The organism is Gilliamella sp. wkB108 (assembly GCF_001690195.1).
In the GTDB taxonomy this organism is placed as follows: domain Bacteria; phylum Pseudomonadota; class Gammaproteobacteria; order Enterobacterales; family Orbaceae; genus Gilliamella; species Gilliamella apicola_L.
Genome location: NZ_LZGM01000123.1, coordinates 1 through 703, shown reverse-complemented (window position 1 = coordinate 703; position 703 = coordinate 1). Strand labels below are relative to the sequence as shown.

1 protein-coding gene is annotated in these 703 nt (G+C 25.5%); it reads right to left on the bottom strand.

Going from position 1 to position 703, the window contains the following annotated elements; all coding sequences use genetic code 11:
* The coding region (locus tag A9G11_RS13755) for an HNH endonuclease (protein WP_065620149.1) at nucleotides 1–467 on the bottom strand (467 nt) is incomplete at its 3' end.
* Nucleotides 468–703: the final 236 nt, after the last annotated feature.

The following is a 703-nucleotide window of genomic DNA, read 5'->3' as shown; positions in this document are numbered from 1 at the left end:
TTTGCAATTACATATATTGCCTGTCGTTCATTATCGTTTAGTTCTGGATAATTATATTGTTTGAAGTTATCCAAAATTTTTTGTTTTCGCACTTCAAAAAACTCCAACTCTTCATGGCGTTGACAAACCATCTTTAAATGCTCTTTCCAGTTAGTATATTCTTTCTTATTCTCCCTAAACTCTCGTTTGTTACATTGTTTACAGCAAGGAACAATGTTTCCTGGATGATGTAATCCACATTCATTTTTATTGAACATTAAGACGTGTTCAATTTGTAAACTATCACTTTTTTTTCCACAATAAGCACAACGAGACTGAAAATGTTTTTCTTTAATATTATTCCAAATCTCCTTACCTTTTTTACTTCCTGTATTAAAGCAATAGGTTAAATAATATTCTCCAACTTTAGTGAGAAATGCTCTAACTGCAGTATTAGCTGCATCTGAACTTGTGTTGTATATAGCCATAATTTTCTGATCTAATTTAATTTAATGTAATTTCATCGTTTTATTTTAGTGTCAAATAATAAACCTCTATATTCAAAAAATCGATAGGTTAATAGAAAAGCCATTATTAAATGACTTTTCTATTAAAAAATAAACTTATTATTTAATTCTAAATTAATTAAAATTTTAATTTATAAATTACTGATAGAAAAATAATTAGATAAATATATTTATTTAAGTTATATAAATAACCATTA